The sequence below is a fragment of the Rhizohabitans arisaemae genome, assembly GCF_025996515.1.
GTDB lineage: Bacteria > Actinomycetota > Actinomycetes > Streptosporangiales > Streptosporangiaceae > Rhizohabitans > Rhizohabitans arisaemae.
The window spans coordinates 557081-583160 of record NZ_BLRH01000009.1; the positions used below are offsets into that span (position 1 = coordinate 557081).

General features: G+C 70.7%; 23 protein-coding genes. 11 read left to right on the plus strand and 12 right to left on the minus strand.

The genetic code is table 11. The annotated features are described in order from the left end of the window. Positions 1-34: 34 nt before the first annotated feature. The 5 genes from RUR_RS03470 to RUR_RS03490 form a co-directional block, all read right to left on the minus strand. Complete coding sequence (locus RUR_RS03470) at positions 35-721, minus strand: N-acyl homoserine lactonase family protein (protein ID WP_283133375.1); 687 nt, start codon at positions 719-721, stop codon at positions 35-37. Continuing rightward, positions 718-2733: an ArnT family glycosyltransferase gene (locus RUR_RS03475; RefSeq protein ID WP_283133376.1), complete on the minus strand. Its 2016-nt coding sequence runs from the start codon at positions 2731-2733 to the stop codon at positions 718-720. Before RUR_RS03475 ends, RUR_RS03470 begins: the two co-directional genes overlap by 4 nt. A gap of 108 nt (positions 2734-2841) precedes the next feature. Further along, complete coding sequence (locus RUR_RS03480; RefSeq protein WP_283133377.1) at positions 2842-5058, minus strand: type I polyketide synthase; 2217 nt, start codon at positions 5056-5058, stop codon at positions 2842-2844. Between the two features lie 14 nt (positions 5059-5072). Next, positions 5073-5333: an acyl carrier protein gene (locus RUR_RS03485; RefSeq protein WP_283133378.1), complete on the minus strand. Its 261-nt coding sequence runs from the start codon at positions 5331-5333 to the stop codon at positions 5073-5075. Between the two features lies 1 nt (position 5334). Continuing rightward, positions 5335-7029: a fatty acyl-AMP ligase gene (locus tag RUR_RS03490; RefSeq protein WP_283133379.1), complete on the minus strand. Its 1695-nt coding sequence runs from the start codon at positions 7027-7029 to the stop codon at positions 5335-5337. Between the two features lie 180 nt (positions 7030-7209). Here RUR_RS03490 and RUR_RS03495 point away from each other — a divergent pair, with 180 nt between their 5' ends. Both RUR_RS03495 and RUR_RS03500 read left to right on the plus strand, forming a co-directional pair. After that, positions 7210-8928 (plus strand): acyl-CoA dehydrogenase family protein, encoded by a 1719-nt coding sequence (locus tag RUR_RS03495; protein ID WP_283133380.1) that lies wholly within the window; start codon positions 7210-7212, stop codon positions 8926-8928. A gap of 282 nt (positions 8929-9210) precedes the next feature. Continuing rightward, a complete protein-coding gene (locus RUR_RS03500) occupies positions 9211-9609 on the plus strand; it encodes a hypothetical protein (RefSeq protein WP_283133381.1) in 399 nt (132 codons plus the stop codon). A 77-nt stretch (positions 9610-9686) separates the two neighbouring features. Here RUR_RS03500 and RUR_RS03505 read toward each other — a convergent pair whose 3' ends face one another. Further along, positions 9687-10412 carry a hypothetical protein gene (locus RUR_RS03505; RefSeq protein WP_283133382.1) on the minus strand — a complete coding sequence of 242 codons (726 nt, stop codon included), beginning with the start codon at positions 10410-10412 and terminating at the stop codon, positions 9687-9689. A gap of 617 nt (positions 10413-11029) precedes the next feature. On the opposite strand from RUR_RS03505, the gene RUR_RS03510 reads away from it, so the two are divergent. Together RUR_RS03510 and RUR_RS03515 are read left to right on the plus strand one after the other, a co-directional pair. Continuing rightward, entirely contained in the window at positions 11030-11365 is a 336-nt protein-coding gene (locus RUR_RS03510; RefSeq protein ID WP_283133383.1) for a hypothetical protein, read from the plus strand. A 31-nt stretch (positions 11366-11396) separates the two neighbouring features. Then, positions 11397-11717: a PadR family transcriptional regulator gene (locus RUR_RS03515; RefSeq protein WP_283133384.1), complete on the plus strand. Its 321-nt coding sequence runs from the start codon at positions 11397-11399 to the stop codon at positions 11715-11717. A gap of 15 nt (positions 11718-11732) precedes the next feature. Here RUR_RS03515 and cydB read toward each other — a convergent pair whose 3' ends face one another. Both cydB and RUR_RS03525 read right to left on the minus strand, forming a co-directional pair. Beyond that, on the minus strand, positions 11733-12695 hold the full coding sequence (gene cydB / locus RUR_RS03520) for a cytochrome d ubiquinol oxidase subunit II (protein ID WP_283133385.1): 963 nt from the start codon (positions 12693-12695) through the stop codon (positions 11733-11735). Between the two features lie 26 nt (positions 12696-12721). Continuing rightward, on the minus strand, positions 12722-13981 hold the full coding sequence (locus RUR_RS03525; protein WP_346349009.1) for a cytochrome ubiquinol oxidase subunit I: 1260 nt from the start codon (positions 13979-13981) through the stop codon (positions 12722-12724). Positions 13982-14356: 375 nt separating this feature from the next. On the opposite strand from RUR_RS03525, the gene RUR_RS03530 reads away from it, so the two are divergent. From RUR_RS03530 to RUR_RS03555, 6 genes are all read left to right on the plus strand, one after another. Beyond that, positions 14357-14863 carry an acetyl-CoA carboxylase biotin carboxyl carrier protein gene (locus tag RUR_RS03530; protein WP_283133387.1) on the plus strand — a complete coding sequence of 169 codons (507 nt, stop codon included), beginning with the start codon at positions 14357-14359 and terminating at the stop codon, positions 14861-14863. 19 nt (positions 14864-14882) lie between these two features. Next, a complete protein-coding gene (locus RUR_RS03535; RefSeq protein ID WP_283133388.1) occupies positions 14883-16232 on the plus strand; it encodes an acetyl-CoA carboxylase biotin carboxylase subunit in 1350 nt (449 codons plus the stop codon). Beyond that, on the plus strand, positions 16229-17185 hold the full coding sequence (locus tag RUR_RS03540) for an ATP-binding cassette domain-containing protein (RefSeq protein WP_283133389.1): 957 nt from the start codon (positions 16229-16231) through the stop codon (positions 17183-17185). Before RUR_RS03535 ends, RUR_RS03540 begins: the two co-directional genes overlap by 4 nt. Before the next feature lie 172 nt (positions 17186-17357). Continuing rightward, complete coding sequence (locus RUR_RS03545) at positions 17358-18131, plus strand: ABC transporter permease (protein WP_283133390.1); 774 nt, start codon at positions 17358-17360, stop codon at positions 18129-18131. A 51-nt stretch (positions 18132-18182) separates the two neighbouring features. Next, the gene (locus RUR_RS03550) at positions 18183-18455 is read left to right on the plus strand and encodes a hypothetical protein (RefSeq protein ID WP_283133391.1); all 273 of its coding nucleotides are present in this window, start codon (positions 18183-18185) and stop codon (positions 18453-18455) included. Positions 18456-18542: 87 nt separating this feature from the next. Continuing rightward, positions 18543-18953 (plus strand): hypothetical protein, encoded by a 411-nt coding sequence (locus RUR_RS03555; protein WP_283133392.1) that lies wholly within the window; start codon positions 18543-18545, stop codon positions 18951-18953. A 77-nt stretch (positions 18954-19030) separates the two neighbouring features. Here the strand turns inward: RUR_RS03555 and RUR_RS03560 are convergent, their stop codons facing one another. The 3 genes from RUR_RS03560 to RUR_RS03570 all read right to left on the minus strand — a co-directional run bounded on the left by RUR_RS03560 (position 19031) and on the right by RUR_RS03570 (position 23004). Next, positions 19031-20482, minus strand: coding sequence for a carboxyl transferase domain-containing protein (locus tag RUR_RS03560; protein ID WP_283133393.1), 1452 nt, complete (start codon positions 20480-20482; stop codon positions 19031-19033). Beyond that, positions 20479-21876, minus strand: a complete 1398-nt coding sequence (locus RUR_RS03565) for an amidase (RefSeq protein ID WP_283133394.1) — start codon at positions 21874-21876, stop codon at positions 20479-20481. The genes RUR_RS03560 and RUR_RS03565 overlap by 4 nt, the downstream gene beginning before the upstream one ends. Before the next feature lie 66 nt (positions 21877-21942). Then, on the minus strand, positions 21943-23004 hold the full coding sequence (locus RUR_RS03570; RefSeq protein WP_283133395.1) for an LLM class flavin-dependent oxidoreductase: 1062 nt from the start codon (positions 23002-23004) through the stop codon (positions 21943-21945). 105 nt (positions 23005-23109) lie between these two features. Between RUR_RS03570 and RUR_RS03575 the strand changes: the two genes are divergently transcribed. Then, positions 23110-24555 carry an aminotransferase-like domain-containing protein gene (locus tag RUR_RS03575; RefSeq protein WP_283133396.1) on the plus strand — a complete coding sequence of 482 codons (1446 nt, stop codon included), beginning with the start codon at positions 23110-23112 and terminating at the stop codon, positions 24553-24555. A gap of 40 nt (positions 24556-24595) precedes the next feature. Here the strand turns inward: RUR_RS03575 and RUR_RS03580 are convergent, their stop codons facing one another. Further along, entirely contained in the window at positions 24596-25918 is a 1323-nt protein-coding gene (locus tag RUR_RS03580) for an MFS transporter (protein WP_283133397.1), read from the minus strand. Between the last annotated feature and the right edge of the window lie 162 nt (positions 25919-26080).

Below are 26080 nucleotides of genomic sequence, written 5' to 3' on the forward strand. Positions count from 1 at the left end.
GGGCACGCGCCGCCCGTACCGGACGATCGCGGGCCTAGGAAAGGGTCGCGGGGAGGGTTTCCCATTGGACGGGGTCGTGGCCGTGGACGATGAGGGCGTTCTCCGACTCGGCGAGCTTGACGAGTCTGGCGGTGGCGGCGCGGACGGCGGCTTCGTCGAGGTCGAAGGGGTAGACGGGCCGGCGCTCGGGGTCGAGGGCGGCGGCGGTGGGGATGGCGTCGACGGCGAGCAGGACCGGGCGGGTGGGGAGCCGGACCAGGACGGACTGGTGCCCCGGCACGTGCCCGCCGCTCTCGATGAGCTCGATGCCGGGCAGCAGGGTGTGGTCGCCCGTGACACGGCGATACCGCAGCTCCGGCAGATCCCAATATTTCCGGAAACGTTCGATACGTGGGACGGTCCCCGAGGTCGCGACCCGGTAGTGGCCGTCCTGCACCCAGAACTCGGCGTCCGGGAACGCCCCGTGGTTGCCCGCGTGATCGGGGTCGAAGTGGGAGCAGACCACATGGGCGACATCGGCGGGGGCGAACCCCAGCGCGGCCAGGCGGCTGACCACGTCCTCGCCCTCGGCCACCCGGATCGGCCCGTCGGCCTGGCCGCCGAGCTCGGCCGGGTAGCCGGTGTCGACCAGCACGTTCCCCGAGCCGGTCCTGATCAGGTAGGCGGCGACGGGCCCGCCCGTGGCCCGGACCGTGCCGACCCGCAGCGGATGGAGGATCATCGGGTTGTCTCCGTTCGATGGCGGACGCAGTCGTACAGGACCGAGACGGACCCGGCCTTCGGATCGGCCGAGTACCGGCTCGGCTCGACCCGGGAGCAGTTGGCTGCCAGCCAGCGCTTGCGGGCCAGGCCGGTGGGGCTGTCGAAGTGGAAGCCGCCGAGCAGCACGTACCGCAGCTCACCGGATTTGATCAACGTGGAGAGTCCGTCCGGCGTGGGGGCCGGGGCGGTCCCGGCGAAACCGCCCATCGGCAGGATCGGCAGCCCGAGCCCGGCGATGTACGGCGTGGCCGCGGTGGCTCCGGTGGTGGCCATCAGGTAGCGCTCGCCCCGCCGCTCGGCCAGCAGGAGGTCGCGGAGGCGCGGATCCACCACCGGGATCATGCCCCACAGGTCGGCCGTGCCCGGCAGCTCACCCCGGGCGGGCGGCGAGTCCTCGCCGGCCGGCGCGTCGCCGGGGGGCCGCGGCCCGGCCAGCGGATCGAAGGTCTGGAAGAACGTCGCCAGGGGGCTGCCCGGCGGGTTGAGCGTGCTGAGCGTCCAGGCGAGCGGGGCGGCGAGCACGGCGACGACGGCGACGGCGGCCACCGGGGCGAGCAGGGCCGGGGAGGCGCTCCGGGCGATCCGGCGGAACCGGAACACCCCGAGCGCGACGACCGAGACGGCGGTGGCGGTCCCGACGACCGGGGAGAGCCAGGGCAGGTGGTCGGGTGTCCGGGAGAGCACCACCGTCGCCCACGCCCCGGTGACGACGATCCCCACCGGGAGCACCCAGGTGAACCGGACCCCTTCCCGCCAGGCGCGGACGGCCAGGACCGTACCGACGCCCACGACCGCGGCGATCGCCGGGGTCAGGACCACCGTGTAGTAGGGGTGGATGCCCACGGCCCCGCTGAGCAGCAGCGCGTACAGCGTCAGCCAGCCGCCCCACAGATACCAGCCGGTGCGCTCGGCGTCGGTGCGCCCCCGTTTCCGGGTCGTCCGCAGCCCGGCGAACAGCAGCAGCGCCGCCAGCGGAAGCAGCCAGGAGATCTGGCCGCCGAGCTGCGGGTTGAGCAGCCGCTCCAGACCCGGCCAGCCGCCCTGGTTGAGCGGGATCGGCTGCCCGTCGCCGAGCGGCCAGGGGAAGCCCTGCCCCTCGGGGATGTCGGGGATCGCGGCCCGGGCGGTCAGGTTGTAGCCGAACGCCATCTGCCAGGCGGAGTCGGCGACGCTCCCGTCCACGTACGGCCGGGAGCCGGCGGGGGTGAGCGCCACGGCGAGCAGCCAGAGCGAGGAGACCCCGATGGTGACCGCGCCGAAGACGGCCGAATGGGCGAGGCGGCGACGCAGCGGTCCCTCGGCGCGGAACAGGTGGACCAGGCCGAGGACGGGAAGGAGAACGAGCCCTTGCGCCAGTTTGACGTTGAAGGCCAGGCCGAGGGCGACCCCGGCGAGGACGAGCCGGCTCAGCCGCCCGGTCGCCAGGGCGCTCTGGAACAGGGCGACCGCCGTGACGAGGGTGAGCACGAGGAAGGTGTCGGGGAGGTTGACCCGGGCGGTGGCCGCCGTGATCGGGGTGAGCGTGAACACGAAGGCGGCCAGGACACCGGCGGCGGGCCCCGCCCAGCGACGTACCGCGACGGCGAGGATCGGGACCGTCGCCGCCCCCGCGAGTACCTGCGGGAGCAGCAGTGCCCAGGCGTGCGGGCCGAACAGCGCGACGGAGAGGGCCTGCGGCCAGATCCCGGCGGGACTCTTGTCGATCGTGGTGAAACCGCTCGGGTCGAACGCGCCGAACAGGAAGTTCTCCCAGTTCAGCGACATGCTTCGCGCCGCGGCGGCGTAGTACAGGTTGGCGGGGGAACCGGTGATCCCGAAGGCGTACAGGGCACCGGCGAACGCGGTGGCGAGCACGATCAAGCCGGTGAACGGGATGCGGCGCCGACCGGGCGACGCCGGAGGCGCATCGTCGATCGGGGAGGGTACGACTGCAGGGGCGGGGGTGGCCCGGACGCCCACGGCGGAACTCACGTCGTCCACTGGGATTCGTCTTCCTGCTCGGTGTCCTGTTCGGTGGAGACCACAAGGCTCACCGGACCGGCTCGTGGCACGGTAGAGGTCGGGTCGAAGCGGGCCCGATCACCAGGGGCGCCTCGGCGAGGTGCGGACGGGGAACCGGGTGTCGGCGAAGGAGTAGAGGCCGAGCGGCGGCGGGACGGGACCCTGGCGGTACAGCTCCTCCCAGAGGGGGCGTGCCCCGTCCCGGTAGAGCGCGGCCACCACCTCCAGCAGGTCTTCCCCGGCCTCCGCGACGCGGGCGGGCAGCGGCCGGGCGCCGGGGAACCGCTCGGCAATGCCTCCCGGGTTTCCCAGCAGGACCAGGTGGGTGGGGGCCGGGCCCTGGCTCTCCTCCGGCTCGAGGATCGGGATGCGCGGGACGACGCGTTCACCGTGCCGGGGCAGGCCGATCACCAGCCGCGCCGCGTCGGCGAGGGGGATCGCCCCGGCGAGGCAGTCGGCGGCGATCCGGCCGACGCCGTGCCCGGCCACGAAGACCGGCTCCAGTCCGAGGTCGAGGAGGGTACGGCCGAAGGCGTAGCCGACGCAGAACGCGGCTTCCCCGCCGGGTCCGCTCCCCTCCGCGGTGCCGCAGCAGGCCCCCGAGTCGTCCAGCCTCCGGCAGAGCGCGTCCTCCGCCTCCTCCAGGTGGCGCCGGAACGGTTCCGGCCCCTCCCCCACCCCGATCACGCGGCCGTCGGCCCAGTCGCCGGCTCCGCCGAGGAAGAGCCCGATCTTGACGGGGCCGCGTCCGCTCCCCACCAGGTCGTCCGGGAGGGTACGGTCGCGGGCGGCGTCCCGCAGGGACCGTACCAGCCCTCGGTGGGACCGGGCCGGAACGGCGAACCGCAGGCGCAGGGAGGATTTGACCCGGTTGCTGGTACGGCAGAGCCCGGCGAGTTCCCCGGCCGGCCGCGCCGCCACGTGATCGGCCTGGCGGGCGAGGTTCCGGCGGAGCGACTCGGGGTCGGGCGCCGAGAGGGTGAAGACGCCGATCCCGGGCCGCGTGTCGGGCTCCTCCGCTTCGACCCCTTCCAGCACCAGGTGGGCGTTGGTCCCGGAGACGCCGAACGCGCTGACCGAGCCGACCACCGGGCCCGCCGGGAGGGCGAGCCGCTCGGTCACCAGCCGCAGGCCGTTCGCGCGCAGCTGCAGCTCGGGGTTCTCCGGGGCGCTGTTGCGGCTCGGCGGGATCGTCCGGTGGTGCAACGCCAGCGCGGCCTTGATCAGGCTGGCCACGCCCGCGGCGCCCTCGAGATGCCCCAGGTTGCCCTTGATCGAGCCGAGCGCGCAGAGGTCGTCGCCGCGCCCGCCGTGGAAGGCGCCGAGCGCCCGTACCTCGATCATGTCGCCGAAGCGGGTCCCGGTGCCGTGGGCCTCGACGAAACTCACGTCGGCGGGCTTCACCCCCGCCCGCCGGTAGGCGGCGCGGATCGCCTCCTGCTGCCCCCAGCGCGCGGGGGCGGTGAGCCCGTTGCTGCGCCCGTTGTGGGAGACGGCGCCGCCCCGGATCACCGCGTAGATCCGCTGCCCGGCGGCGAGCGCGTCGTCGAGCCGGCGCAGCACGACCACGCCGACGCCCTCGCCCCTGGCCAGACCGTCGGCGAGTGAGCTGAACGGCTTGCAGCGGCCGTCCGGCGCGGAGATGCCGAGCAGGGTGAAGTAGACGTTGTTCACCGGGGTGAGCACCGCGTTCACCCCGCCGGCGAGGGCCTGGTCGCATTCGTCGAGGATCAGTGCCGAACAGGCCTGGTGCACCGCGACCAGCGAGGACGAGCAGGCGGTGTCGACCGCGACGCTCGGGCCCCGCAGATCCAGGTGGTAGGAGAGGCGGTTGGCCGCCATGTGGTGGCCGAGCCCCGCGCCGTGTTTGACGGTGAAGGCCCGCGGGTCGGGGGAGGACGCGGCGTCCCAGAGCCAGTCGGTGCCCATCACCCCGATGTAGACGCCGGTACGGCTGCCCGCGAGCGACGCCGGGTCGATCCCGGCGTCCTCGACGGCGTGCCAGGCGCACGGCAGGAGCAGCCGCTGCTGGGGGTCCATGGCCGCGGCGTCGTCGGCGCCGATCCGGAAGAAGGCGTTGTCGAAGACGTCCAGGTCGGGCAGGAGCGCCGCCGTGACGGTGTTGGCGGTGCCGGGTTCCCCGGAGGCCGAGTGGAGGCGGTCCGCCTGCCAGCGCGAGTCCGGCACCGGGCCCGCCGCCTCCTCACCGTCGAGCAGCATCCTCCAGAGGTCGTCCTTGTCCGCCGCTCCGGGGAAACGGCAGGCGATGCCGACGATCGCGATGGCGTCGCGCATGATGTCGCCTCACCTCAAGCGAGCATCGTGGACAGGTGTTCGGCGAGGGCTTCGATGGTGGGGTGGTCCCAGGCCAGCGTGGGTTCCAGGCTCAGCCCGTACCGGTCCTCGAAGTCGCCGAACACGCTGACGATGTAGACGGAGCCGAGGCCGTACTCCGCCAGCGGCGTCTCGGGGTCGATGTCGTCCGGCGCGGCGTCCAGGTAGTAGGCGACCCGGTTGGTCAGCCACTCACGCAGCGCCTCGGGTGTGCGCTCGGCGAGTTCGACGCTCATGTCAGATCCCTTTCACTGTGGTTGTCGCGGCGGGCTCCAGCGATCCGGTGAGCAGGAGTCCGCGGGTGAGTGAACGCTGCACCTTTCCGCTGGTCGTCCTGGGCACCTGCCCCGAGCGGACCAGGACGACCTGGGCGACGCCGACACCGAACTCCCGGCCGATCTCCCGCTTGATCCGCGCGATCAGCTCCTCGGCCGTGGTGTCGCCGAGCTCGCGGGCCTTGGCCTCCTGGACGACGACGAGCTCCTGCTCGGGTTCGGGCATCTGGAAGACGGCGCCCGCGCCGGCGGCGAGCGCCGGATGGACGGCCCGCACCGCGGCCTCGATGTCCTGGGGGTAGAGGTTCCGGCCGTGCACGATGATCAGGTCCTTCAGGCGTCCGGTCACATAGAGCTCGCCCTCGTGGACGACGCCGAGGTCACCGGTGCGCAGGTAGCCGGTCTGCCCGCCGGAGGCGGTATTGCGGAACGTCTCCCGGGTGGCGCGCGCGTTCCGCCAGTACCCCCGGGCGACGGAGCCGCCGCGGAGCCAGATCTCGCCGACCCGGCCGTCGGGGAGCGGCTCGCCGGACCCCGGATCCACGATGAGCAGGTCGTAGTCGCCCACGACTCCGCTGCCGACTAGCTCCCTGCCGTAGACCGTCTCCGGGCCGACGGGGACGAACCGCCCGAGCTCCAGCTCGTCGGGGTCCACCCGCCGGATCACCGGCAGGCGCCCCCTCCGGTCCCCGGTGACGTACAGGGACGCCTCGGCCAGCCCGTAGCACGGGTGGAGCGCCTCGGGCCGCAGCCCCGCCGGGGCGAACCGTTCGGCGAAGCGGCGCAGGGTGCGCGCCGAGATCGGCTCCGAGCCGTTCAGCGCGGCCGTCCAGCGGGAGAGGTCCAGCCCGGCGGCCTGGGTGTCGGTGACCCGGCGTACGCACAGGTCGTAGCCGAAGTCGGGTCCGACGGCGATGTCCGCGCCGTGGTCGTGGATCGCCTTGAGCCACAGGTGGGGCCGCTTGACGAAGGCGATCGGCGACATGAAGACGAGGCGACCGCCTGCGAGGAGCGGCGTGAGCAGCTGCCCGATAAGCCCCATGTCATGAAAAAAGGGCAACCATCCGGCAAAAGCGGTGCGGTGGGTGATGTCCAGTTCGCGATGGATCTTCGCGATGTTGTGCAGCAGATTGGCATGGGTGACCATGACGCCCTTGGGATCGTTCGTGGACCCCGAGGTGTACTGCAGCAAGGCCAGGGAATCACCGGAGAGCTCCGGGGCCCGCCAGTCACCGGGATCCACGTCGGCGAGATCGTCGGTCCCCTGAACGGTCACCGCACCGCCGAACGCCGACGCGATCTCCTCGACGTCGGCCCGGTCCGTCAGCACCACGCGCGCACCCGAATCGGCGATGATCCGCCGGAGACGGTCCACATGGGAGCGGTGGCCCTCCGGCATCGGCGCGGGCACGGCCACCGCCCCGGCGTACAGGCTGCCCAGGAACCCTGCGGCGAAATCGACTCCGGCGGGGTAAAGCAGCAGTACCCGCTCTCCCGATCCCCCGCTCACCGGGAGGCGTCCCCGCAGGTAGACCGCCGTCCGCCGGGCGGCGTCGTCGAGTTCCGCGTAGGTGAGCGACACCGACTCGGTCCCTGCCAGGAAGCGCAGCGCCTCGGAGTCCCCGTGCGCCGCCACCCGGTGGCGGGCCACTTCCACAAGGTCAGTGAATTGCGGATCCTTCATTGATTACCTCACCAGATCGGTTCAGCCGAACCGTAGGCGGCGGTTCTATAGCTGCGCTCAATCCCCGCTGGAGAACCCCGGTCACGCGCTCAATCGTTCTGCGGTGGATAGCGGGGAAACTAACCCCGATTTCCTCTCGGCAGGAGAAACGGAATGAGAAATCAGATTGCCGGAACCCGCTATCGGACGGCGGAAGACCTTGAGCGCGCGCTCGGCGACCCGGCCCGGCCGACCGGCCCCTTCTCCCACGTCCAGCTCGCCGAAGCCGACGACTCCAAGCAGATGCCGTGGGCCGCCATGGCCGCGCTCCGCGCCTTCGGCTTCCACCGGTTCCTCGTCCCCGAACGGCTCGGGGGGCGGTTGCGCTCCCTGGAGGAGTTCTTCGCCCTCTGCCGTTCCGTTGCCCGCCGCGACCTGCGGCCGATCGTCGCCTACGGCTCGACCCTGCTCGGCGCGAACCCGGTCTGGCTGTGGGGGACCTCCGCCCAGCAGCGGCTCGTCGCCGGGCATATCCTCACCGGCGGGCTCGGCTCGTTCGCGATGTCCGAGCGCGACCACGGCAGCGACCTCGCCGGATGCGCCTGCGCGGCGGAGCGGCAGGGTGACGACTTCGTCCTGCGGGGGGAGAAATGGCTGGTCGGAAATGCGAGCAGGGGAGAGTTCCTCACCCTCTACGCCAAGACCGGACGCCGTGACTTCTCCCTGCTGCTGGTCGACAAGAGGGAGCTCTCCCCCGGCGGCTGGCGCAACCTGCCGGCGGTGCCGACCCTGGGGCTGCGCGGTCACGACCTGAGCGGCATCGTCTTCGAGGGCTGCTCCGTCCCCGGCGACGCGCTCCTCGGCCACGAGGGCACCGGGCTGGTCCAGACACTCAAGGCACTCCAGATCACCCGGACGCTGATCTCCGCCATGTCGCTGGGCACGCTGGACACCTGCCTGCGCATCGCCGCGGCGCACGCCGCCGGGCGACGGCTGTACGGCGCCCCGGCGAGCGAGCTGCCCGCCGTACGGGACGTCCTGCTCCGTGCCTATCTGGACCTGCTGATCGGCGAATGCCTGGCGATTCCCACAACCCGCGCCATCACCGAGGCCCCGGGACGGCTCAGCCTCTGGTCGGCGATCGTCAAGTACTTCGTCCCGCTCCTGGCGGAGGAGGCCGTCGCGGACCTGGCGACGGTGCTGAGCGCCCGGTACTACCTGCGTGACACGGTCGCGGCGCGCACCTTCCAGCGGCTGCAGCGGGACCACGCCATCGCCGGGATCTTCGAAGGCACCAGCCATGTGAACCTCGGCTCCATCGCCGCCCAGCTCCCCTTCGTGCTGGACCGCAAGCCCGGCGGCGACCCCGAGCCCGCCTTGACCGCGCTGTTCTCCCGCTCCCGCGACGCCCGGGCCTGGCAGCCCCGCGGCGCCGACCTACAGCTCACCAACGGCGGCCACGACGAGATCACCGCGGGCTGGGAACCGGCCGTGGCCGAGGTGGCCCGGCTGGCAGGCTCCGGGGATCGGACGGCCACGGCGCTGGTGCCGGTGATGGCGGAGTTCGGCCGCTGGCGCGCCCGCTACTCCGCGGAGGTGCTCGCCCAGGCCGACGGCCACCGGGACCGGCACGTCCCGGCGCGCTCGCTCACCCTGGCAAAGATCCACTGCGTCTGCCACGCGGCGGCCTGCGCGGTCCTCACCTGGCTGCACAACCGGGAGCGGTACGCCGGCCAGGCCTGGGTGGTGCTCTGCCTGCAGCGGCTGCTCCAGCGGCTGGACGCCTCCGCCGAACTCGACACCGCGCTCCTGCCCGAGCTGGAGCGGCAGCTGGAAACCCAGCGGAAAGAGAACCTTTTGTTATCTCTCGCACCGATTACCCTGGCGAACTAGCGGTCTGTCCATAACCACGCGCCATGGGGATCGTCATCGCCGGCATGTTGAGGATCAATCCGTGATACTCCGGCGGTCGGTCGGTGCGCTTGAGAGTGCCGCGAGCAACCGAATCCAGAAGGGGGTGACACATCCTGTTAGGGCGAGCGTGAGATGCACAGAGCATCTTTGACAGCCTTCTTATGGATACTCGACCCAATACAATATGCCACCAAATCACTTTTTTGGCAAAAAATGATGGGACAGATACCTGAATCTTGGTTGACATGCTACGGTCACTGCGTGACTGAGCAGATTCCACCCCCCTCGAATACTGCCCGCAATCGCCGCAAGATCTTTTACGTGGACATCGCCATTGTAGCCTCATTAGTCGGCGTAGGGACATTGTTTACTATTGCGCGGCAGATTGCGACATTTGGCTCACTGTCCGCAATAACCAACCTAATCTCCCAAGCATGTGCTGTTGGCGCAGCGGCCCTGCTGGTTGCCGGCCTCTGGCGCCGACCTTACCCGAGACCATCTCGGGCGAGTCACTCCACCAGCGACCATGACAACTCCCCGCAGTTTCTTGCGGAGAATGCCGAGCGAACACTTCTATGGAAGCTCATGGCGCTTCGAACCGCTATTGGAATCACCATGCTGCAGGGATTTCTCATAGGAATATCCGCCGTACTGCATTAGTCAATCCAGTACGCATAGCTCGAGGCTGGTTCTCCCCGAGACCGGGGAGAACCAGCCGGTTGCATGTAGTCAGATGCTTAGCAGTTGTACCCTATCCCGATTTTGTCGGTTCTATCATTCAGTGCACCCAAGCCACCGAGGCCACCGTTCCGAACTCTGAATGTCGTGATGTATCCGCCACTAACACTATCGAACCCGCAGAACGAATATCCGGTGGTGTCACGTGCAGAAGAGGTCATGTCCCTGAAATTCCATTGCCCCAGATCCTGTACAACATGGATGTCCCTGAACTGCAACATCCGACCGTTTCCAGGGCCCACAGCGTTTGAACTGAGTCCGTTGAAGTTGTAGTTCTCGTAGATGCATGCCCAGCGAGTGCCGGAGCTCGAATAGGGGCACCCGTACGAGTAGAAGGTGTCCAGGGTCCCGTTGTTACGAGACTCCTGAACTTCGGCCGTGAGGTGAGCCGGCGCAGGAAAAAGCAGGCGAACCTCCATGCCGTCCTGGTACGTCCATGTGATCTCGTTCAGGGCCGTCTGCTTCCCGCCCCGCCCAGAAACCACCTCATCGACTTGATCTTGTAGTTCCTTCCTCGTCTTCGGTACCGGATGTGACTCCGACAGAACAGCAGGTTCTAGAGTCTTTCCTGCGGCGATCCCCTCTGGTGAGACGCGCTCTCCACGCAGCCCGAGGGAGACAGGCAGGTCAGTCGCCGCAGAGGCAGTAGAGGCACTCGAGACCAGCGGCACCAAGATGCTTGCCAGGATGAACAACCCGGCAAACACGAGCCTTTTGAGAGGCATGGGAGTATACTCCTCCTTGCACTAAGGTGCCCTGCGGGCGGAATATGCTGTCCAGGCGACTCCGCTCGCAGGACTTACGATTCGACTCACCCAATCTCATTACTCGGGCGAGTATTTAGGAGAGCACGAGGCCTTTTGTAGATGTGTCAACACCATTGACAAGCCTCGCAGTCAATAGCGACGAACAGCCATGAAGTTCATGAACAACCGAACAGCTCATGGGTATAGATACACACCAAAATCGCAAACAATCGCGTGCTAAATCTCGCTGTGTGCCCGGCCGTCAACTTAGCTATCCGATTCCAACTCAGAGGTTTATACGACGCTGATTCTGCCTTGGATCTCCCTTTCGTCCATTGCTGAGACTTCGTCTGACCCGGTGGGTGGAGACCACTGGCTTGTGGTAGCAGAAACCTCTATCCCAAGGCCATTGATCGGGTCCAGCGAGCCAAGCGCCTTACGGCCAGGGGACCCGCGTACCGGCCGCCTGAGGCGATCAACCCTTGGTGGCTTCCCTGCTCAGCGACTTACCCCCGTCCAGGACGCGTCGCGGTGGGCCCGTCGAGCAGCATGAGCAGCCACAGGCCGAACATGATCCCGCCGATCACATACCCCTAGTGGTACGGGTCCACCAGGAGCAGCACCAAGGCGTCGGACCCGCCGGTGTGCAGCGCGCGGCCACCGGGACCGGAACGTCCCAGCGCGCTCTCACCCTGGCAAAGATCCACTGCGTCTGCCACGCGGCCGCCTGCGCGGTCCTCACCTGGCTGCACAACCGGGAGCGGTACACCGGCCATGCCTGGGTGGTGTTCTGCCTGCAGCGGCTGCTTCAGCGGCTCGACGCCGGGCAGGAGCTGAGCCCCGTCTTCCTGCCGGAGGTGACGGACCGGCTGGAGTCTCAGCTGGAGGAGAACCTTTTGTTGTCTATTACACCTATTGCCTTGGGGAACTAGCCGCGACAACCCGAACATGTAGACTAGCAACATGAAGCCGGACGAGCTCCGTGGTCACGTAGACGCGCTCATCCTCGCCGTGCTCGAAAGCGAGACGCTCCACGGCTACGCGATTATGGAGGCCCTCCAGAAGCGGAGCGGGGGTGCCGTCGAGATCCCGACGGGCACCCTCTATCCCGCGCTGCGCCGCCTGGAGCGGATCGGATACCTCGACAGCGCGTGGAGCACGGTCGGCGGGCGCCGCAGGCGCACCTACCGGCTGACCGCGACGGGCCGCACCGCGCTCGCGGCCGAGCGCGACGCCTGGCACTCCTTCTCCACCGTCATCGGCACCATGCTCGGTCCCGCCTGACCGCACCCGCCGGAATCAGAAGAACACCACCGAGTCCGCGCCGACACGCCGGCGGAAGACCCACCACATCCAGACCTGCAGCAGGACCAGCACCGGGATGACCGGGAGCGCCATCATCGAAAGCCGGTCCAGGGTCATCGCGTGCGCCACCCCCTCCAGCAGCCGGGGGGCCAGCCCGGCCCCCACCGTGAGCACGGGCGTCGCCGCGGCGAGCGCGGTGAGCGCGAACGCCCGTACCTCATGCCCCGCGGCGAGCATCCGGCCCGCGAGCGGCACGGCCAGGACACCGATCACGACCACGGCCAGGGCGGGCCAGGGCAGCACGACCGATTCGCGCACCCCGGTGAAGAGGAACCCGAGCACCGTGGACGCCCCGGCCAGGGCGAGCACCACCGGGACGAGCCGCATCCCGAGCCGCCCGGCGCGCAGCGCGTGCTCCCTGGGAAGCTTGAGGGCGCCGAAGGCCGCGCCGTGCACGGCGAAGATCGCGATCACGGTGGCCGCGCAGAGCACGGCGAAGGGGTCGAGGATACCCAGCCCCTCCGAGGCGCCCCGGAGCGGAACGCCGTCGAGCACGTTGCCGATCAGCAACCCGGCGGACCCGGCCAGGCCGAAGCTCCCGCCCACGATCACCCGGTCCCAGCCGCGCCGCCACCGCGCCGACTCCCGCCTGCTGCGGAACCACACCCCGGCGTCCCGCAGCACCCAGGAGAGCAGGAGCGCCACGATCAGCAGGTAGAGGCCGTGCAGCAGGTCGGCCTCGAGGAACGGGAAGGCCCCGGCGAGCACCCCGGCCGTGCCGACCAGCCAGACCTCGCCCGCGAGGAAGAACGGGCCCATCGCGGCCAGGACCGTCCGCCGCTCGGCCTCGTCCCGGCCGAGGAACGGCAGGAGCATCCCGAGGCCGAGGTTGAAGCCGTCGAGCACGAACCAGCCGCCGAGCAGGAGTCCGAGGGCGATCAGCCAGATGACGTCCATCTGCGCTCCTTGTCCAGAAGGGGTGGTTACAGAGTCGTCGTCCGCTCACCCTCCGGGGTGAGCACCCGCCCGAGCGTCGTGCCGAGGAAGACCCCGTCGGGTCCCCGTCGCGCGACCCGGGCGATCAGCAGGTAGTCGACCACCGCGAGCACCGCGAACGTCGCGGTGAACAGGATGAGGGAGGTGAGGACGACTCCGGTGCTCACCGAGCCGACCGCGTCGGCGACCGTGAGGTGCCCGTAGACCAGCCAGGGCTGACGGCCGACCTCGCGGACCAGCCACCCGCCGATCATGGCGATGAACGGCAGCGGCACGAGGAAGACGAAGATCCGCAGCAGGATGCGGCGCCGTTCCAGGAAGTTGCGGACGAGCAGCAGGGGCGGCAACCAGAACAGGTACTCGCAGAGGGTGCCCACGATGTACATCGCGGTGAAGGCGCCGCCGATCCAGCTGGGCGGGATGTAGTCGCCCGGCCCGTACTTGGCGGCCATCTCGGCTTGGAGCTGGTTCAGGTCCTCGCCCCGCCAGATCGAGGCGTATTTGAGCGGCTGGGTCCCTTCCAGGAAGTCGAGCTGGGTGTAGCCGAGCCCGACGACCATGAACGCGGCGAGGCCGAAGACGATCAGCCCCAGGCGCATCGAGCGCCGGTGGAACTCGACCTCCTCGGTACGGCGCAGGAAGTGCCAGGCGCTGACCCCGCCGACGAACAGCCCGCCGGCGACCAGTGATCCGGCGACGACGTGGTAGAGCGCGTTCAGCCCGGCCGGGTTGGTGAGCAAGGCCCCCAGGTCGGTGATCCGGGCCACGCCGTCGCTGATCACATGTCCGACCGGGTTCTGCAGGAAGCCGTTGGCCATCATGATCCAGTACGCGGACGCGTAGGCGGTGATCGTGACGAGCCAGAACGCGAGCAGGTGCACGACCTTGTTGAGCCGGCCCCAGCCGAAGATCCACACGCCCAGGAGGGTGGACTCGATGAAGAACGCGGTCAGCGTCTCCATCGCCAGGGGCGGGCCGAACACGTCGCCGGCGAAGTACGCCAGGCCACTCCAGTTCAACCCGAACTGGAACTCCAGCACCAGCCCCACCACGATGCCGAGCGCATAGTTGATCACATAGATCTGACCCCAGAACTTCGTCATCCGCTCGAAGATCTGCTTTCCGGTGAGGACGTACCGGGTATGCATGATCGCGACCAGCGGGGCGAGGCCGAGCGTCAGCGTGACGAAGAGGAAGTGAAAACTCGTCGTCAACGCGAACTGGAGACGCGCAAGGTCCAGTGCCATCACAGCCCCCAACCACTTCCAGCCAAGTAGTGTCGATAGCCTATATGTAGTCTGTCTGCCTTTCTATGGCTTCGCGCACTATCCGTCCGCAGCACCGCCGCGACAGCCGTACCGAGCCCTCTCCCGCATCCTGCCGCCGCCCCCTCGCGACGAACTGAAGAGCGGATCGACCGGCGCCACGAGCGGACGTCGACCGCGACGAGAGTCGCCGCCCCGATGCTCCCGACATGACCCGGACAGTTTTGCGTGCGGCCCTGCGGCAGGTGGTGGACGGGCTCGCACACCTGGGCTGGTCCACAGGCCTCGTCCCCGCGCCGCCACCCGAGCCGCCGGCGGAGTGGCCCGTCCACCCCGTCCCGCGTGAGGAGGCGCCCCGTGGCCGAGCCACGTCACCCCGACCCCGTGCCTGACACCGAACTCCTGCTCGACACCCTGGTACGGCGGGCCGCCCAGCTCGACCGCGTCGGCCCCGCGCCGTTGCGCCGGGTGAAGGTGCACGCCGGCGCGGTCACCGTCGAGATCGAGTGGGCGGTACGGCCGCCGGGCGGCGAAAGCGCCGCGGTCGCCGTACCCGCCCCCGCAAGCGGGGTGAATAGCCGGGAACCCGGCGAACCCGAGGCCCGGCACCCGGGGTCGTGGACCCTGCCGGCACCGGCCGTCGGCACCTTCTACCGGTCCCCCGAACCCGGCGCCAAGCCCTTCGTCGACGTCGGCGACCTCGTGGAACCCGGCACCCAGATCGGGATCCTGGAGGCGATGAAGCTCATGAACGCCGTCGAGGCCGACCGGCCCGGCCGCGTCGTGGAGGTCCTCGTGCCCGACGGCACCCCCGTGGAGTACGAGCAGCCGCTCCTCCTCCTGGTCCCGGCCACCGCAGAATGACCCTGGGAAAAGGACAGCGATGTTCACAACGGTCCTCATAGCCAACCGCGGCGAGATCGCGCTCCGCGTCGCCCGTACCTGCCGGGAACTCGGCATCCGGACGGTCGTGGCGCACTCGACCGCCGACCGGGACTCCGCGCCGGTCCGCTTCGCCGACGAATCCGTCCAGATCGGACCGGCCGCCGGGCGGCGCAGCTACCTCAACGCCGCCGCGATCGTCACCGCCGCCCAGCAGACCGGCGCCGAAGCCGTCCACCCCGGGTACGGCTTCCTCTCCGAGGACGCCGACTTCGCCGACATCTGCCGGGAGCACGGCCTCACCTTCATCGGCCCGTCCGCCGAGGTCATCGCGCTCCTGGGCGACAAGGGGCAGGCCCGCGAGTTCGCCGTCGCGAGCGGGCTCGACGTGCTCCCCGGCAGCTCGCCCCGGCTGGAATGCGGCTCGGAGGCCGCCGAGGTCGCCGCCGGCATCGGCTACCCCGTGATCATCAAAGCGGTGGCGGGCGGCGGCGGGCGCGGCATGAGCGTGGTCCGCGAACCGCGCGAGTTCCTGCGCGCCTACGCCGAGACCAGGTCGGCCGCGCTCGCCCTCTTCGGCGACTCCCGCGTCTACGTGGAGAAGTACCTGGAGGGTGCCCGCCACGTGGAGGTGCAGATCCTGGCCGACCGGTACGGCGACGTCGTCCACCTCGGTGCCCGCGACTGCTCCGTCCAGCGGCGCCGCCAGAAACTCATCGAGGAGTCCCCGCCGCCGTCCCTGTCGCCACACCTGGTGGCGGAGATGGGCGCGGCCGCGGTCCGCGGGGCGAAACAGGCCGGGTACGTCGGCGCCGGCACCTTCGAGTTCGTGGTCGACCGGGACGACCGGTTCTACTTCATCGAGGTGAACAGCCGGATCCAGGTCGAACACCCGGTCACCGAGATGGTCACCGGCATCGACCTGATCAGGGAGCAGTTGAACGTCGCCGCCGGCCGGCCGCTCGCGATCCGCCAGGAGGACGTCCTGCCGCGCGGGTTCGCCGTCGAATGCCGGATCAACGCCGAGGACCCGACGCGGAACTTCCTGCCCACCCCCGGGCTGATCGACGAGTTCCACGCCCCCGGCGGCCCGTTCGTCCGGGTGGACAGCCACGCCTACTCCGGGATGCGGATCACCGCCGACTACGACTCGCTCCTCGCCAAGCTCATCACCTGGGCCCCCGACCGGGACCAGGCGATCGCCCGGATGGACCGGGCCCTCAGCGAACTCGTGGTGCGGAGCCGGAGCGTCTCCACCACCGCCCCGTTCCTGCGCGAGGTCATCGCCCACCCCCGGTTCCGGGACGCCAAGCACGACACCGGCCTCGTCGACCAGATGGTGACGTCGTGAACGCCGTCGAGACCACCGGCCTGGTGAAGCGGTACGGCGCCGCGACCGCGCTCCGCGAACTCGACCTGGCCGTCCCGCAGGGGTCCGTGCTCGGCCTCCTCGGTCCGAACGGGGCGGGCAAGACCACCACGGTGCGGATCCTCACCACCCTCCTCGAACCCGACGCCGGCACCGCCCGGGTCGCCGGGTACGACGTGGTCCGCGAAGCCGACCGGGTCCGGCGGGTGATCGGGCTCTCCGGCCAGTACGCCGCCGTCGACGAGAACCTGACCGGCCGGGAGAACCTCGTCCTGTTCGGCCGCCTCCACCGGATGCGGGCGAAGGCCGCGCGGGCGCGGGCCGGCGAACTGCTGGAGCGGATCGGACTCGCCGAAGCCGCCGACCGGGTCGTCAAGACCTACTCCGGCGGGATGCGCCGCCGCCTCGACCTCGCCGCCAGCCTCGTGATCAAGCCTCGCGTCCTCTTCCTCGACGAGCCCACCACCGGCCTGGACCCGCGCGGCCGGCGCGAGATCTGGGACCTGGTCCGCGACCTCGTCGCCGACGGCGCGACCCTCCTGCTCACCACCCAGTACCTGGAGGAGGCCGACGCCCTCGCCGACGACATCCTCATCCTGGACCGCGGCCAGGTGATCGCGCACGGCACCCCCGACGTGCTCAAGGCCAAGGTCGGCGGTGAGCGCATCGAGCTCACCGCCCCCGACCGGGCCGAGCTGGCCCGCGCCGCCGAGGTGCTGGCCTCCGTCGCCGACGGCCCGGTGGAGGTGCGGACCGAATCGGGCACGGTCACCGCGCCGGTCACCGGAGGCGTCCACGCCGTGGCCAAGGCCGCCGGCGAACTCGCCGCCGCCGGGGTCGTCGCGAACGACCTCGCCTTGCGCCGCCCCACCCTCGACGAGGTCTTCCTCACCCTCACCGGCCTCGTCCCCGCCGCGGACGAGCCACCCCGATGACCTCCCCGCCCACGCGGACGCGGTCCCGTACCCACACGTTCGCTCCGGTACGGACGAAGTCCGCCGTACCCGCCTCCGGCGTACCGAACCGGGCGCGGACGCGGTCCCGTACCGCCTCCGGATCCGCCCCCGCTCCCGGCCGGGGTTCCGACCATCTCGAAGGAGCCGCCCGATGACCTCTCTGGCCTGGGGCGTGCACGACGCCTGGGTGGTCACCCTGCGCCACCTGCGCCACATTCCGCGCGTCCCGCAGCTGCTGTTCTTCTCCGCGATCCAGCCGGTCCTGTTCCTGCTGCTCTTCTCCTACGTCTTCAGCGGCTCCATCCACGTGCCCGGCATCGACTACAAGGTCTTCATGGTGCCCGGCACATTCATCCAGACCATGGCCTTCGCCGCGGCCGCCACCTCGGTCGGTCTCGCCGACGACCTGCAGAAAGGCTTCATCGACCGGTTCCGGTCCCTGCCGATGGCGCGCTCCGCCGTCCTCGTCGGCAGGATCGTCTCCGACGCCACCAGGAACCTGCTGGTCATCCTGATCATGGCGACCGCCGCGCATCTCATCGGCTTCCGGTTCGTCACCGGGGTCCTGCCCGCCCTGGCCGGCCTCGGCCTGCTGATGCTGTTCAGCTTCGCCTTCTCCTGCATCGGCGCCGCGATCGGCCTGGCCGTCCGCAAACCCGAGGCCGCCCAGATGGCCGCCACCTTCTGGATGTTCCCCATGATCTTCGCCAGCAGCGCATTCGTCCCCCTGGCGACCCTGCCCGGCTGGATGCGCGTCTGGGCCGAGTACAGCCCCGTCACCGCCACCGTGGACGCCCTGCGCGCCCTCTTCTTCGGCTACGGCGACCCCACCCGTCCCGTCCTCATCGGCCTGGCCTGGTACGTCGCCCTCGCCGCGATCTGCCTTCCCCTCGCCGTCCGCTCCTACCGCCGCGCCGCGATGTGAGAAGTGGTGATTTCGTCGGTCCAGACGGTGATTTGCCGCGATGATGACGCCATGGCGAGACGACCCCTGACGGTGACGATGACGGCGTCGGCGACCTCGGTGGCGGCCGTGGGCGGCGCGTTCGCCGTCAACCAGGCGATCAACGACGGGGAGTGGAACTGGTGGTGGATCATCCCCACGATCACCCTGGTCGCGTTCTCCACGGCGTTCACCCTCCTGCTCACCCGCCTCGGCGACCCAACCGCAACCGCCCCCGGCGAAACCACCGCTCCAACACCGGTGTCTCCCCCCGCGCCGCGAAGTGAGCGGCCTGATCGAGGCTGAGCCGTTTCGCTGGTCCGCACGGAGATTTGGCTCGATGATGATGCCATGGGCGGGACAGGTCCCTCACGGAGAAGTCCGCTGCGGGTCATGGCGACGGCGTTGGCGATATCGGTGGCGGCCGTAGGCGGGGCGGTCGCCGTCAACCAGGTGCTCAACAACGGGGTATGGAACTGGTGGTGGATCGTCCCCGCGATCGCGCTGGTCACGGTCTCGACGGCGGTGGGCCTGTTCCTCAACCATCCCCACGAGACGGGTACGGCCGGCCCCGGCGAATCCGCCGAACCGGCACCGTATCCCCCTGCGACGCCGGACCTCCCACCTACTTCACCCGGATCACTCCATCCAAGGACTCACGTACCCCGTCGAAGGCGGCGCGGCGCAGTACTCGCATGGGGGCTGATCGTCGGAGGTCCTGCCGTCTTCGTGCTCGCGCAGCCGGCGACGGCGGCCAACATCGCCGAGGCGTTGGTCAGATTCCTCAACTCCATCTTCTTGTGAATGAAGTGCCGTTCTTCGTCGTCCACCCGTCGATCAGTCGAGTCGCGGGAGGCACCTCGCGGCGTGGGGCCGCGCCCCTACCCCGGCCGCCCGAGCGTGCGGTGGCGATGGCGTCGCCGGAGGCCGAGCGCGTGCGGATCCGTTCTCCGCAGTTGCGCCAGTTCTCGCTCCAGCGTGTCCGCCAGGAGGCGGCGGAATGCCTCGGGGCGGCCGGCGGCGTCACCGCACTCGGGGAGGACGGTGTCGACGGCTCCGGCGGCGGCGAGGTCCACGGACCGGATTCCCTGGGCGCCGGCCAGTTCCGCGGCGCGGCCGGGGTCGCGGTGGACGATGGCGCTCGCGCCTTCCGGCGGGAGTGGCGCGAGCCAGCCGTGCTGGGCGGCGACCACCCGGTCGGCCGGCAGCATGGCGAGCGCGCCGCCGCCCGCACCCTGGCCGAGGAGCACCGACACGGTGGGGGTCGGCAGGGTGAGCAGTTCGGCCAGGCACAGGGCGATCTCCCGGGCCAGACCCGCTTCCTCCGCCGCCTGGGACAGCTCGGCCCCCGCCGTGTCGATCACGGTGACCAAGGGGAGGCGTAGCTCCGCGGCGAGCCGCATGCCTCTGCGGGCCCGGCGCAGGGCGAGCGGGCCGAGGGGCGGCCCGGTCCGGTCCTGGCCCAGGAACACGCAGGACGCCGTCCCGAAACGGGCGAGCGCCAGGATGAGCCCGGCGTCGCCGAGCGAGATCACCTCCGTCGCGCTCCGCAGGAGGTCTCGCGCGCCGGGGCGTCCGGGGTCGCGGGTGGCGAGCACCGACTCCCACGCGGTGGCCTCGCGCGCAGGGGCCGGTTCGGCGGCCGGGCCGGCCGCGACGCCGGTGGCGGCGAGCAGGGTGAGCGTCCGGTCGACGACGCCGGCCAGCGACCCGGGGGCGACGATCAGGTCGACGAGCCCGTGCGCGTGCAGGTTCTCCGCGGTCTGGACGCCTTCGGGGAAGGCGGCGCCGTGCAGGGCCTCGTACACCCGTGGACCGAGGAACCCGATGAGCGCGCCCGGCTCGGCCAGGGTGAGGTGCCCCAGCGAACCCCAGGAGGCCAGCACTCCGCCGGTGGTGGGGTGGCGAAGGTAAACGAGGTAGGGCAATCCCGCTGCCTTGTGCGCCACGACGGCCTGCGTGATCTTCAGCATCTGCAGGAAGGCGACCGTGCCCTCCTGCATGCGGGTGCCCCCTGAGGCGGGTGCGACGAGCAGCGGCAGGCGCTCGGCGGTAGCCCGTTCGACCGCCGCCGTCAGCCGCTCGGCGGCGGCCACCCCGATGGATCCCCCCAGGAAGCCGAACTCACTGACGATCACCGCGGTACGGCGCCCGCGGAGCAGTCCCGACCCGGTGATCACCGATTCGTCGGTTCCGACCCGCTTCGCGGCGTCGGTCAGGGCCGCGGCGTACGCGGGGCCGGGATGTACGTCCACGGGCGGCGCGTCCCAGGAGACGAACGTGTCCTCGTCGAGCACGGCCCGCAGCAGGTCACGGGCGCCGACGCGGCTCACCGGGACCTTTCGGACGCGACTGGCGGGGCAGACCAGGGAAGTTCCAGCGCCGCGGCGTAGCGCAGCAGCTCGAAGTCCTGTCCCGCGCGGGCGATCAGCTGGACGCCGATCGGCAGGCCGGCGGCCGTCCGCCCGTACGGCAGCGAACAGGCGGGCTGGCCGCACAAATTCCACAGCTGCGTCAGCCGCCACCAGGCCAGCGAGTCCGCGGGTGCTCCGCCGAGGAGTTCGGGCCCGTCGACGCCGATCCGGAAGGCCGGCACCGAGACGACGGGACCGAGCAGCACGTCGAAGCGCCCGAACACGGCGGCGACTTCGCGGGCGAGGCGAACCCGCTGCGCCTCGGCCAGCTGCGCCGCCCCGTCGGGTTGTGCGCGGGCCTGCTTGACGACCGTCTGGAAGCTGTCGCTCAACAGGTGCCACTCCTCCGGCGCGATGGTCTGGGCCTGGGCGGCCATGCCGGCGAAGAACAGCACGTCCCAGAGCCCTTCGAACCCGTGGGTGGGCAGCTCGGCGGGTTCCACCTGTGCGCCGAGCGCCTCCAGCGCGGCCGCCGCGTCGTGGACGGCGCGGGTGAGCTCGGGCTCGACGAAGATCCCGTTGACGGTGGTGAGGAGTCCGACGCGCAGGCCGGGCAGGCCTTGGTCGCGGGCCCGCTCCACCGACGCGAGCAACGGCGCCAGCGCCGGGCCCGCCCCCTGCAGTACGGCCAGGGCGACCGCGGCGTCCGCCACCGTCCGGGTGATCGGGCCGGTGTGCCCGAGCGGGCCGATGGCGCTCGGCGGGTACGTCGGCACGGTCCCCGTCGTCGGTTTGACGCCGAAGACGCCGCACAGCGCCGCGGGCACCCGGATCGAGCCGCCCCCGTCGGTGCCGACCGCGATCGGCCCCATGCCGCAGGCCGCGGCCGCCGCGGCCCCGCCGGAGGAGCCTCCCGCCGTTTTGGTGACGTCCCAGGGGTTGGCCGTCGCGGGGCCGAGCCGCCCGTCGGTCACCGCCTTGTGCCCGAACTCCGGTGTCGTGGTCTTCCCGATGACGACGGCCCCCGCGTCCCGCAGCAGGACGACCGACGGCGCGTCGTGGTTCGGCACCAGGTCCCGGTAGGCGGCGGAGCCGTGCGTCGTCCGGATCCCCCGGGTCGCCACGACGTCCTTCACCGTGACGGGGACCCCGTGCAGCGGCCCGACGGGGCCGTGGTCGCGCAGGACCCGGTCCAGGCGCGCGGCCTCCGCCAGCGCGCCGTCGGCGTCGAGCGTGTGCAGGGCGTGGACGAGCGGTTCGGTACGGCCGACCTGGTCCAGGATCGAGCCGACGGCCTCCGTGCAGGACAGCTCTCTTGTGCGGATGAGTCCGGCCAGCTCCGTGACGGAGAGCCGGGAGACTTCGGTGTGCACTCTTCTCCAGACGTTCGCATGGGTCGATACCGGACGGCCGGGGGCGTCAGCCGGACACGACGTCGGTCACGAAGCCGCCGGGTCCGGCCGGGGCACGGCGGCCGCGCCGCCCTCGTCCGCCAGCGCGCCCAGCACCTCGATCGCCTCGGCCAGGCCGTCCTCCAGGCCGCAGTGCGCCAGCGCGACCTCGTTCACGCCCAGGCCCTCGGCCGACCACCGGCCGAGCGCACGGGCGCACTCCGCCGGACCGCCGCAGATCACGAAGTCGTCCAGCAGCTCGTCCGAGATCAGATGGTCGAACCCGGCCCCGTCCCGGTGGGCGCCGGCGATGTCCGCGATCACCTTGTGGTCGACGTACGGGCTGCGCAGGAGCATCCGCTCGTACGCTTCCACGCCGTGGAACCGCGCGAAGTTCTCCGCGAGGAAGGCCCGGCCGCGTCGCCGCGCCCCGGCCGGATCGGCGGTACTCGCGCTGATCGGCAGATAGGCGACCACGTCGAGTTCGCCGGGGCTCCGGCCGGCGTCCGCCGCCGCGGACCGGGCCGTCTCGACCGAGTCCCATACCAGCTCCCGGGGGCAGAACATCGAGATCAGCAGGCCGTCGCCGTGCCGCCCGGCGGCCTCCAGCATGCGCGGTCCGATCGCCGCCAGATAGACGGGGACGTCGGCGCAGGACGGGCTGGGCGGCTCCAGGGCGATCGCCTCGCCCGCGAAACGCCGGCCCCGGTAGCCGGCCTCGGCACCGGCCAGCACGTCCCGGAGGACGTCGACCGCCTCCAGGAGCTCCGACAACGGCCGCTCGGTCCGCACCCCGGCCTGGGCGAGCCGGGTCGCCGGCCCGGATCCGAGGCCCAGGCCGAATCTGCCGCCCGAGATCTCCTGGATCGTCGCGGCCTCCATCGCCAGCACGGCCGGGTTGCGCAGGAACGGGCTGACCGTGCCGGTGGCCAGCCGTACCCGCTCCGTCACCGCGGCCATGGCCCCGGCGAGCGCGAAGGCGCCTCGGGTGTAGAGGTTCTCGGTGATCCACAGCCGATGGACGCCGGTCCGGTCGGCCAGGCGGGCGGCGGTGACGCAGGCGGCCATCGGCAGTTGGGCCGGCACCACGGCGCTGATCTTCAAACGCACGGCGGCGACTCCCGTCTCAGCTCTTTCACTAGGGATATCAAGTCGATAGTCCAAGAGATGTCATGTTGTACATGGATGCACCGATCCATACCCTGAAACTCCTGTATGACGGATTGGTGGACGACTATGGGCCTCGACGAGGTGCTGGGCATCTGGGCCCGGGGTACCGGGCCGCTGTACGACCGGCTCGCCTTGGCGATCCAGCGGAGGATCGAGTCCGGCGACGTGCCCATCGGCACCCGGCTGCCCTCCGAACGGGCACTCGCCAAGTCGCTGTCCGTGAGCCGCACCACCGTGATCAACGCGTACGCGCGCCTGGACGACCTGGGCTGGCTGGAGCGCCGGCAGGGCGCGGGAACCTGGGTGGCCCGCAGAGTGGCGAGCCCGGCCGATCCGCAGGACCCGGCTGTCAAGGAAACCCGTTCGTACGCCGTACTGCGCGTGCTTCGAGCCGCGCTGGAGCCCGCACCCGGGGTCATCGACCTCGCGGCCGCGGCGTTCAAGGACGCGGACGGGGTTGTGGACGCCCTGGCGGCGACGACCCCCGAGGAGATCGTCGCAAACGGTGAGCTGGGCGGATACCTGCCGCTCGGGTTTCCGGTGCTCCGCGACGCCGTCGCCGTGCACCTGTCGGGCCTCGGCATCCCCACCCTGCCCGGCCAGGTGGTCGTCACCACGGGCGTCCAGCAGAGCACGGCGCTGCTGTTCACCGCACTCGCCCGGGAACGGAACCTGGTCGCGATCGAGACGCCCACCTGGAACGGGACGATCGACCTCCTGCGGCACCTGGGGATGGCGGCCCTCCCCCTCCCCCCGGCCTGCGGCGACGACTTCGCCGCGAGCGCGGCCCGGGTCGCCGGGACGCGGCGCCCGGGGCTGATCTGGCTGACCTCCGGGTTCCACAATCCGACCGGCCTGCGGCTCACCGGCGCACACGCCAAGGCGATCGCCGAACTGGCCGCGGAGATCGACGTGCCGATCGTGGAGAACGCGACGCTGCTGGAGTACCGGCTCGGGGCGCAGCCCGGGCACACCGTGGCGCAGCACGCCCCCGACGGTCCGATCATCACGGTCGGTTCCCTTTCCAAAACGTTGAGCCCGGGCCTTCGGCTGGGGTGGATCCGGGCGCCGCGGAGCGTCGTCACCCGGATCGCCAGGCTCAAATCCCTGCTGGACAGCGGTGCGAGCCTGATCCCGCAACTCGTGGCCACAAGGCTCCTGGCCCGCAGCCACGAGATCGTCGGCGAACGCCGGCAGCGGCTCCAGGCCAACTGCAGGATCATGGACGCCGGTCTTTCCGCCGAGCTTCCGGAGTGGACCTGGCGCCGCCCCGACGGCGGCATGGCCTTGTGGGCGGAGCTGCCGCGCGGGACGGGCCTGAACTTCGCGCACGTCGCGGCGCGGTACGGCGTCGAGGTGGTCCCCGGTTCGGTCTTCGATCTCGCCGAGCGTCCCTCGCCGGCCGTCCGGATCTCGCTGACCCGATCCGCCGGGGAGACGATCGAGGCGGTGGGCCGGCTCGCGGAGGCCTGGAAGCACTACCGGCCCTAGCGTGGCCAGCCCACTCGCGACTCCTGTCATCCCGGCCTGCTCATTCGATGCGCAGCGGTTTGTGCGCCGTCTCCTTCAGGCTGAGGACGGTCACGATGGCGACCACCGCGTAGCCGATCACGAGCCAGGCGGGAGCGAGCGGGGACGCCGTCGCATCGATCAACCAGGTGGAGAGGTACGGGGCGGTGCCGCCGAAGGCGGCGTGCGCCAGGTTGAAGCCGAGGGCGATCCCGGAGTAGCGGATGGTCGCCGGGAACAGTTCGGCGAGGGTGGCCAGGATGGAACCCATCATGGTGGCCTCGCACACCGCCAGCATCAGCTGGCCGAGGATTGCCACCGCGATCGTGCCGCTCTGCATCAGCAGGAACGCCGGGATCGCCAGGACCGCGAATCCCACGGCTCCCGCCAGCAGGACGGGCTTGCGACCGACACGATCGCAGACCCTGGCCGCCACCAGGATGACCACGGTCGCCACCACCAGGGACGACGTCGTCATCCAGGTCGCGGTGCTCGTCGCGTACCCGCCTTGCCGCTGCAGGAAGATGTTCGAGTACACGAACGCGATGTAGTAACCGGGCGCCGCCAGGACGTTGATGCCGATGACCTTCAGGACGGCGGCGCGGTGCCGCTTCACCACCGTCAGGAACGGAGCCGACTCCACCTTCTCCGTCTTCGCCACCGACTGGAACGCCGGCGAGTCCTCCAGCTTGGACCGGATGTACATCCCGACCAGGCCGAGCGGCAGGGAGATGAGGAACGGGATCCGCCAGCCCCACGAGTCGAGCGAGTCGGCCGGGACCAGCCAGGTGATGAGGGCGACGGTCATCGAGGCCCCGATGAGGCCCAGCATCGAGCCCATCTGGGTCATGCTGGTCAGGTAGCCGCGGCGGCCCTCGGGTGAGCTCTCCGCGATGTAGGTCGCCGCGCCGCCGAGCTCACCGCCCGCGCAGAGGCCCTGGACCAGCCGGGCGAGGAGCAGCAGGATGGGGGCGGCGATGCCGATCGCGGCGTAGCTCGGCAGGATGCCGATCACGAAGGTGGCGGCGCACATGCCGATGATGGTCAGCGCGAGCGCGTGCTTGCGGCCGAACCGGTCGCCGATGTGCCCGAACACGACCCCGCCGAGCGGGCGGATCAGGAAGGCCACCCCGAAGACGATCAGGCTGGACAGCAGCGCCGTCGTCGGGTCCGCGTCGGTGAAGAACACCCTGGCCAGGACGGTCGCCGTGTACCCGTACAGACCGAAGTCGTAGTACTCGACGACGGTGCCGATGGTGCCGGCGCGCACGATCCGTTTCGTGGCGGCGGGGTCGACCTCCACGCGGCCGCTCGACGTGGGAGCGGCGATGGGGACATCACTCATGATGGGCGATACCTCTCTCGGATGGGTCTGGAGAACGGGGGGTGGCCGAGAAGTTGTGAGCAGGCACCGCCGCGAACGCCGCGACGGGCGGGTGGGAAAGGGGCGTCGTACGAGCGGGAAGCCCGTGGCCGGGTGCGGGCGGCGCCCGGCTCCGGCGGGCGT

Bases quoted from the DNA above. Each gene is read 5' to 3' on its own strand.
- RUR_RS03470 (WP_283133375.1), bottom strand. From the start codon at position 721: ATGATCCTCCATCCGCTGCGGGTCGGCACGGTCCGGGCCACGGGCGGG.
- RUR_RS03545 (WP_283133390.1), top strand. From the start codon at position 17,358: ATGACCTCTCTGGCCTGGGGCGTGCACGACGCCTGGGTGGTCACCCTG.
- RUR_RS03575 (WP_283133396.1), top strand. From the start codon at position 23,110: ATGACGGATTGGTGGACGACTATGGGCCTCGACGAGGTGCTGGGCATC.
- RUR_RS03555 (WP_283133392.1), top strand. From the start codon at position 18,543: ATGGCGACGGCGTTGGCGATATCGGTGGCGGCCGTAGGCGGGGCGGTC.
- RUR_RS03485 (WP_283133378.1), bottom strand. From the start codon at position 5,333: ATGAGCGTCGAACTCGCCGAGCGCACACCCGAGGCGCTGCGTGAGTGG.
- RUR_RS03515 (WP_283133384.1), top strand. From the start codon at position 11,397: ATGAAGCCGGACGAGCTCCGTGGTCACGTAGACGCGCTCATCCTCGCC.
- RUR_RS03495 (WP_283133380.1), top strand. From the start codon at position 7,210: ATGAGAAATCAGATTGCCGGAACCCGCTATCGGACGGCGGAAGACCTT.
- RUR_RS03580 (WP_283133397.1), bottom strand. From the start codon at position 25,918: ATGAGTGATGTCCCCATCGCCGCTCCCACGTCGAGCGGCCGCGTGGAG.
- RUR_RS03480 (WP_283133377.1), bottom strand. From the start codon at position 5,058: ATGCGCGACGCCATCGCGATCGTCGGCATCGCCTGCCGTTTCCCCGGA.
- RUR_RS03535 (WP_283133388.1), top strand. From the start codon at position 14,883: ATGTTCACAACGGTCCTCATAGCCAACCGCGGCGAGATCGCGCTCCGC.
- RUR_RS03525 (WP_346349009.1), bottom strand. From the start codon at position 13,981: ATGGCACTGGACCTTGCGCGTCTCCAGTTCGCGTTGACGACGAGTTTT.
- RUR_RS03550 (WP_283133391.1), top strand. From the start codon at position 18,183: ATGGCGAGACGACCCCTGACGGTGACGATGACGGCGTCGGCGACCTCG.
- cydB (WP_283133385.1), bottom strand. From the start codon at position 12,695: ATGGACGTCATCTGGCTGATCGCCCTCGGACTCCTGCTCGGCGGCTGG.
- RUR_RS03505 (WP_283133382.1), bottom strand. From the start codon at position 10,412: ATGCCTCTCAAAAGGCTCGTGTTTGCCGGGTTGTTCATCCTGGCAAGC.